The organism is Lamprobacter sp., assembly GCF_034860625.1.
Classification (GTDB): domain Bacteria; phylum Pseudomonadota; class Gammaproteobacteria; order Chromatiales; family Chromatiaceae; genus Lamprobacter.
This window is the reverse complement of record NZ_JAYESN010000462.1, coordinates 1-1,673: the sequence shown is the minus strand read 5'-3', so window position 1 is coordinate 1,673 and position 1,673 is coordinate 1. Positions and strand designations below refer to the sequence as shown.

Sequence of the window (1,673 nt, the reverse complement as noted above, 5' to 3'; positions counted from 1 at the left end):
AATCGGCATCGAGTGGACCAATGACAGTGCCCTCAGCCTGATCGCCCTGGACCCGCAGCAGCGCACCGCGCTGTTGTGCGATCAGGATGCCGACGAAGACCGCTATTGGCGGCTGGGTCCCTGTGGACTCGAGGCCATGGCAGACGGGCACGACCTCTGAGGCACCCTTGAACCGGCTGATGGCACCTGCGTGGTGCCGCTCAGCCCTGAGCGTTTGTGCACAGGCCACCCCGGCGTTGTCGGGGTGGCTTTTTTGTGTCGGTCTCGAGGGGTTAGTGAACTGGCCAGCGGTAGCGGGCTTTGAGGGCCAGAATGCGGGCACAAGCGGCGTTGACTCGGGAGACGGACAGCCGTCCAGCGATGAGCGCCTGGCGCAAGATAGCGAGCGTCTTCGGCACCCGATCCGGGTCGTAGGGACGGTGGTTGGCGATGAGCAGGACATCGACACCGGCGTTGAGGGCGCCGATCAGGGCCTCGTTGGGGCTGTGGTGCTGGGCGATGGCGTCCATCTGCAGATCGTCGCTGATCACGACACCGCGAAAGCCGAGCCGCTGGCGCAGAAGCCCGGTGAGGATTGGCCAGGAGAGCGTCGCCGGATGCCGGGGATCGAGGCGTGCGTTGCGGATGTGGGCGCTCATGATCAGGTCGCGATAGCCGGCCTGGATCAGGTGGGCATAGGGGGTGAGTTCCTGTGCTGACCAGGTGTCGGTGACATCGACGACCTCGGTATGCGAATCGGCTCCGGCGCTGCCATGACCGGGGAAGTGCTTCAGGGTGCTGAGGATGCCCCGGCGCTGCTGCGCCCTGACCACGGCGGCCGCGTGCTGCACGACCCGGTGCGGATCGGACGAGAAGCTGCGCTCGAGACGACCGATGATCGGGTTGTCGGGGTTGCGGTTGAGATCAACGACGGGGGCGAAGTTGAGGTTCAGGCCGTTGTCCGCCAGCGTCTGCGCGATGGCGTCGGCGGCGCGCTCGGTCTGGATTGGATCATCGAGCTGGCCGAGCGTCTGTGCCGAGACCGTTGCTGGAAAGCCGTCACGCGGCTTCAGGCGCGCGATGCGCCCACCTTCCTGATCGACGCCGATGAGCAGCGGTGTTGAGCTGAGTGCCGAAAGGGTTCGGGTCAGGGCGCGCAGTTGTTGCGGTGAGCGGATGTTGCGGCCATCGCGATCGAATAGGACGACCCCACCGAGGCCATGCTGGCTGAGATCGCGCACGATGGGATCGTCCGCGCTGAGGTCGGCACCGCGAAACCCGACCATGAGCAGTTGCGCCAGGCGCTGCTCGAGCGGCCAGCGCCACCAGGGCAGGTCTTGCGCCTGTAGGGATCGCCAAGGGGCGGTGGCGGTGAGGCCAAGCGCGGCTTGGAGGAACGCTCGGCGCGGGTGCATGGAGCAAGCATGACAGACGGTGATGATCCGTACCTGGGCTGTCGATCATCCATCGCGAAACTTCGGGTCCTAGCTCGGTGCGCGTGGCCGGGTTCGCATCCAGGCTCGGAGACTCATGAAGCTTGCGTTGAGCCCGCGCGGCGGCGATGGCTGGGCCAGGTGAAGGCCACCTGGCGGGTTCCCGCCTCGTGGAGCCGCTCGATGATCCGTGGGCCGAGCGTCTGTTCCAGCCTCGGCACGGGCAGGTCGCCGATCAGGATCGTGGCGCGTTGCTGGGCA

1 protein-coding gene is annotated in these 1,673 nt (G+C 66.6%); it reads right to left on the bottom strand.

The window, feature by feature from the left end; genetic code table 11:
• Positions 1–272 precede the first annotated feature (272 nt).
• Positions 273–1,394, bottom strand: a complete 1,122-nt coding sequence (gene nagZ, locus VBE63_RS28835) for a beta-N-acetylhexosaminidase (RefSeq protein ID WP_323686415.1) — start codon at positions 1,392–1,394, stop codon at positions 273–275.
• Positions 1,395–1,673 lie beyond the last annotated feature (279 nt).